The sequence below is a fragment of the Tepidimonas sp. genome, from assembly GCF_036825565.1.
Lineage (GTDB): Bacteria > Pseudomonadota > Gammaproteobacteria > Burkholderiales > Burkholderiaceae_C > Tepidimonas.
The window spans coordinates 1-4,763 of the sequence record NZ_DAISXZ010000107.1; the positions used below are offsets into that span (position 1 = coordinate 1).

Here is a 4,763-nt window from a genome sequence, read left to right on the forward strand (position 1 = left end):
CCTCCCCCCGTCCCCCGGGCATACCCGCCGATGCGCTGGGCATTCAGGCCCTTGACCTGGAGGCCCAAGGCATTGCGCGCCGGCCCGATGGCAAGGTGGTTTTCGTTGAGGGCGCGCTGCCCGGCGAATGGGTGGAGGTGCAGGTCACCCGCCGCAAGAACCAGTGGGAAGCCGCCGAGCTGCGCACCCTGCATCGCGCCTCGCCCCTGCGCGTCGTCCCGCGGTGCCCGCACTTCGGCCTGCACGCTGGGGCCTGCGGCGGCTGCAAGATGCAGCATCTGGAGCCGCTGGCGCAGGTGGCCATCAAGCAGCGCGTGCTGGAGAACAACCTGTGGCGGCTGGGCAAGGTGCGGCCGCAGCAGGTGCTGCGCCCGATTGCCGGACCCGCCTGGGGGTACCGTTGGCGTGCCCGCCTGTCGGTGCGCTATGTCGCCAAAAAGGGCGAGGTGCTGATCGGTTTTCACGAGCGCAAGAGCCGCTACGTGGCGGACATGGACTCGTGCGCCGTCCTGCCCCCGCACGTGAGCGCTTTGCTGCGGCCGTTGCGCGGCCTGCTCATGGGCATGGACGCGCGCGAGACCTGTCCGCAAATCGAGCTGGCCTGCGGGGACGGCGTGACCGCGCTGGTGCTGCGCCACCTGGAGCCCCTGTCCGATGCGGACCGGCAGCGCCTGCGCGACTTTGCCCGCGAGCACGCCGATGCTGCCGTGCAATGGTGGCTGCAGCCCAAGGGACCGGACAGTGTGCACCGGCTGGACGCGGACGACGGCACGCCCGAGCTGTCGTATGGTCTGCCGGAGTTCGGTCTGGTCATGCCGTTTCGGCCCACCGATTTCACCCAGGTCAATCCGCACATCAACCGCGTGCTGGTTGCGCGCGCGCTGCGGCTGTTGCAGGCGGGCCGCGACGAGCGCGTCATCGACTGGTTTTGCGGGTTGGGCAACTTCACACTGCCGCTGGCGACCCAGGCGGGCGAGGTGTTGGGCATCGAGGGCAGCGAGGCCCTGGTGGCGCGTTCGCGCGAAAACTGGCAGCGCAACCAGGACCGGCGCGGGGGGCTGGCGCCGACCACGTTCGTCACGCGCAACCTGTTCGAGATGACGACGGCGCAACTGGTGGCCGACGGCGTGGCCGATCGCTGGCTGGTGGACCCGCCGCGCGAAGGCGCGTTTGCGCTGGCCAAGGCGCTGGCCGATCTGCACCAGGCTGCGTTGGCCGGGGCGCAGGCGGTGCCCACCCTGAGCGGCGCGCCGTGGCGTCCCCCGCGGCGCATCGTGTATGTCAGTTGCAATCCCGCCACACTGGCCCGCGATGCGGGGCTGCTCGTGCATCAGGCGGGTTATCGGTGCACGGCGGCGGGCGTGGTCAACATGTTTCCCCACACGGCGCACGTCGAAAGCATCGCGGTGTTCGACCGGTCGGACGAGTGCTGAGGATTGGCCGCCGTGGCCATGCACGGGCCACGCGCGCGGTCAGCGATTAGCGTTGGGGGTGGTAGGGGCGGAGGGCGGCGAGGTGGCCGGAGCGGGTGGCGCCGACGGTTTGGCGGCAGAGGGGGCGACGACCTCCTCGCTCGGGCCGGTGGATTCGGTCGGTTGAACCGGGGCCGCCGGAGCGGCGGGCATCGCGGGGATGTTGTTTTCCCGCATGTACTCGTCCATTTCGCGCCAGCCGGCAAAGATCGCCGCCTTGGCCGCCCGCGGATTGGCGGCGTAACAGTCTTCCAGGCTGCGCTGGGTGTGGCGGCAGCCCGCACCGATCGCGCGCCCGTCGGCCTCGCGGCGCGCCGCCTGCTTGGCGGGCGTATCGACGCCGAGCATGTCACACCCCCCCAGCAGGGCCGCGCAGGCGAGTAAGGCTGCCACGGCCCGCACGCGCCCTGACCGGGCGGGTGGCGCTGGGGCCGGCACGGGCGGCGTGGACGCGACGGTGAGCAAGCGCATGGTCGGGATTGTCGGCCACCGGGGAGGGGCTGGCTACCCCATCCATGCACCAAAAAGCGGGCCAAAGCCAACGCTTTTGACCCGCTTGGTGCAGTGGAGGCGGCCCGGCCTCGGGCCGATCCGTTCCGTCGATCAGTCCCGTTCGCCGCCAAAGACGCCCAGCAGTGCGAGCAGGCTTTGGAAGATGTTGAACAGGCTCAGGTACAGTGACAGCGTCGCGGTGATGTAGTTGGTCTCGCCGCCATCGATGATGCGCTTGAGGTCGACCAGCAAAAAGGCGCTGAAGATGCCGATGGCCATGACCGACAGGGCCGCCATGAACGCCGTGCTGCCGACGAAGACATTGACCAGCCCGCCGATCAGCAGCACGATGGCGCCAAAGAACAGCCATTTGGCCAGGCCGTCGAGGTCGCGCTTGACGATCGAGGCCAGGTTAGCCATCACGAAAAACACCCCGGCCGTGCCACCGAAAGCCGTCATGATGAGCTGCGCCCCGTTGCCGAAGCCCAGTACCGCGGCCAGCAGGCGCGACAGCATCAGCCCCATGAAGAAAGTAAAGGCCAGCAACATGGCCACGCCCGTGGCCGAATGCTTGGTGCGCTCGATGGCGAACATGAAGCCGAAGGCGCCCGCCAGGAACACCAGCACCCCGACGCCGCCGGATAGGGCCGCCGTGATGCCGGTGCTCACCCCGATCCAGGCGCCCAGCACCGTGGGCACCAGGCTCAATGCCAGCAGCCAGTAGGTGTTGCGCAGCACGCGCTGGCGCTCGCCGCCGGCGACGGCGGTGCCCGGGCGCGTGGAGACAGTGGTCAGGCTCGTGGATCGATCACTCCTGTGGTAAGAAGGACAAGGGACAGTGCGGTAAGTTTGCCAGTATCTCGAATCTTTTGCTCAAGAGAAGTTCATGAAAACCCGCGCCGTGCTCGAACTCGCCGACGTCAAGGCCATCGCCGCCGCCGCCGAAGCGGAGGCCCTGAAAAACCACTGGGCGGTCACCATCGCCATCGTGGACGAGGGCGGTCATTTGTTGTGGCTGCAGCGTCTGGATGGCGCGGCCCCCATTTCGGCCCACATCGCACCCGCCAAGGCCCGAACGGCGGCCCTGGGTCGGCGTGAGAGTAAGGTCTACGAGGACGTCATCAACCAAGGGCGCACGTCCTTTTTGTCCGCGCCCACGCTGGAGGGTCTGCTGGAAGGTGGCGTGCCGATTGTCCACGAGGGCCAGGTGATTGGCGCCGTCGGCGTCAGCGGGGTCAAGTCGAGCGAGGACGCCCAGATCGCTCGCGCCGGGATCGCCGCGCTCGGGCTGTGACCCCGCGCCGCGGCGCGCGGCGCGTTCACGGCTGCTCGGTGACGAAACCGATGCTGTGCAGCCCGGCGCGCTGGGCGGCCGCCAGCGCCAGCGCCACCCGCTCGTAGCGTACCGCGCGGTCCCCGTGCAGTTGCAGCGGGGGCTGCGGGTCCTGGACGGCGGCTTCGGCCAGCCGCGTCGCCAGTTCCGCGTCGCTCACCGGCGCATCGTTCCACAGGTAGCGGCCGTCGGCGTCGATCGTCAGCCGCACGGCCTCGGGGGTGGGGGCCTGCTTTTGCGCCGCCGCTTTCGGCAGGTCCACCGGTACCGCATGCTTCATCACCGGGATCGTGATCAGAAACACGATCAGCAGCACCAGCATCACATCGATCAGCGGAATCATGTTGATTTCGCTGAGCAGCTCGCCGTCGTCCGGGTCGTTGATCGAAAACGCCATGGTTGCTCTCCGTCGTGGGTGCGGTCAGCGGCCGTCGCTGCGCAGGGGGCGCACCTTGCCGTCGTCCGCCGCGCCCCCAACCCGCGCCCCGGTCACGAAGTAGGCGTGCAGCTCGTGCGCAAAGCGGTTGACCCGGTGCACCAAGGCCTTGTGGCCGCGCACGAGCGCGTTGTAGCCGAGTACGGCGGGGATGGCGACGGCCAGGCCCAGCGCGGTCATGATCAGCGCCTCGCCGATGGGGCCGGCCACCTGGTCCAGGGCCGCCGAGCCGCTGGTGCCGATGCCGATCAGCGCGTGATAGATGCCCCAGACGGTCCCGAACAGTCCCACGAACGGGGCGGTCGAGCCCACCGACGCCAGAATCCATAGGCCCGCCTGCAGCCGGGCGACGAAGTCGTCGATGGCGTGGCGCAGGGCGCGCGTGACCCACTCGCTGACGTCGAAGCCGTCGTGCAGTTGCGGGGCGCGCTCCCCGTCTAGCCCGCGGATGTGCGCCGCTGCCTCGTGGCCCTGCGTGGCCAGCAGATAAAACGGGTTGTCGCTGCCATCGCCCAGCCGGGCCAGCCCGTCGGCGAAGTCGCGGCTGTGCCAGAAGGCCTCGACCTGTCGGGCCTGGGTGCGGTGTCGGCGCAAATCCAGCGCCTTGAGCACGATGACGACCCAGGAGGCCACGGACATCAGCAACAGCAGCACCGCAATGGTGCGGATGACGCCATCGCCCTGGGCCCACAGGTGAGCCAAGCCAAAGGCGGCGGGGGTGAGGTTGGTTTCCATCGCGGGTCACTCCAGGACGAATTGAATCGGGATCAGATACCACATGGCTTCCGGCACGCCGTTGCGTTTGCCGGGGACATATTTCCAGCGCAAGACGGTTTGCAACGCGGCCTGGTCCAGCCGCTCGAAGCCGCTGGAGGTGCGGACTTCGGCGGCCGAGGCCGTGCCGTCGGCTTCGATGCGCACGCGCACGACCACCTTGCCCTGTTCGCCCAAGCGCCGGCTCAGGGGCGGATAGGGTGGGGGCGGATTGCTCAGGTAGGCTGCGCTGGCCGAGGGCAAGTCGATCCGGGCG

General features: G+C 69.1%; 7 protein-coding genes. 2 read left to right on the forward strand and 5 right to left on the reverse strand.

Annotation, left to right across the window (positions count from 1 at the left end; all coding sequences use genetic code 11):
* A partial coding sequence (rlmD, locus tag V7026_RS10935; protein ID WP_443082357.1) for a 23S rRNA (uracil(1939)-C(5))-methyltransferase RlmD occupies window positions 1–1,433 on the forward strand: 1,433 nt, incomplete at its 5' end.
* Between the two features lie 39 nt (window positions 1,434–1,472).
* Here rlmD and V7026_RS10940 read toward each other — a convergent pair.
* Together V7026_RS10940 and V7026_RS10945 are read right to left on the reverse strand one after the other, a co-directional pair.
* A complete protein-coding gene (locus V7026_RS10940) occupies window positions 1,473–1,943 on the reverse strand; it encodes a hypothetical protein (RefSeq protein ID WP_334155410.1) in 471 nt (156 codons plus the stop codon).
* Window positions 1,944–2,075: 132 nt separating this feature from the next.
* Window positions 2,076–2,759: a Bax inhibitor-1 family protein gene (locus tag V7026_RS10945; protein WP_334155416.1), complete on the reverse strand. Its 684-nt coding sequence runs from the start codon at window positions 2,757–2,759 to the stop codon at window positions 2,076–2,078.
* A 91-nt stretch (window positions 2,760–2,850) separates the two neighbouring features.
* Between V7026_RS10945 and V7026_RS10950 the strand changes: the two genes are divergently transcribed.
* Window positions 2,851–3,258 carry a GlcG/HbpS family heme-binding protein gene (locus V7026_RS10950; protein ID WP_334155411.1) on the forward strand — a complete coding sequence of 136 codons (408 nt, stop codon included), beginning with the start codon at window positions 2,851–2,853 and terminating at the stop codon, window positions 3,256–3,258.
* Between the two features lie 25 nt (window positions 3,259–3,283).
* Here V7026_RS10950 and V7026_RS10955 read toward each other — a convergent pair whose 3' ends face one another.
* From V7026_RS10955 to V7026_RS10965, 3 genes are all read right to left on the reverse strand, one after another.
* Window positions 3,284–3,694, reverse strand: a complete 411-nt coding sequence (locus V7026_RS10955) for an ExbD/TolR family protein (protein ID WP_334155412.1) — start codon at window positions 3,692–3,694, stop codon at window positions 3,284–3,286.
* 24 nt (window positions 3,695–3,718) lie between these two features.
* Window positions 3,719–4,468 carry a MotA/TolQ/ExbB proton channel family protein gene (locus V7026_RS10960; RefSeq protein ID WP_334155413.1) on the reverse strand — a complete coding sequence of 250 codons (750 nt, stop codon included), beginning with the start codon at window positions 4,466–4,468 and terminating at the stop codon, window positions 3,719–3,721.
* A gap of 6 nt (window positions 4,469–4,474) precedes the next feature.
* A partial coding sequence (locus V7026_RS10965; protein WP_334155414.1) for an energy transducer TonB occupies window positions 4,475–4,763 on the reverse strand: 289 nt, incomplete at its 5' end.

What these genes read in the sequence shown, in the direction of transcription:
- V7026_RS10950 (WP_334155411.1), top strand. Translation starts at nt 2,851, where the DNA reads ATGAAAACCCGCGCCGTGCTCGAACTCGCCGACGTCAAGGCCATCGCC.
- V7026_RS10940 (WP_334155410.1), bottom strand. Translation starts at nt 1,943, where the DNA reads ATGCGCTTGCTCACCGTCGCGTCCACGCCGCCCGTGCCGGCCCCAGCG.
- V7026_RS10960 (WP_334155413.1), bottom strand. Translation starts at nt 4,468, where the DNA reads ATGGAAACCAACCTCACCCCCGCCGCCTTTGGCTTGGCTCACCTGTGG.
- V7026_RS10955 (WP_334155412.1), bottom strand. Translation starts at nt 3,694, where the DNA reads ATGGCGTTTTCGATCAACGACCCGGACGACGGCGAGCTGCTCAGCGAA.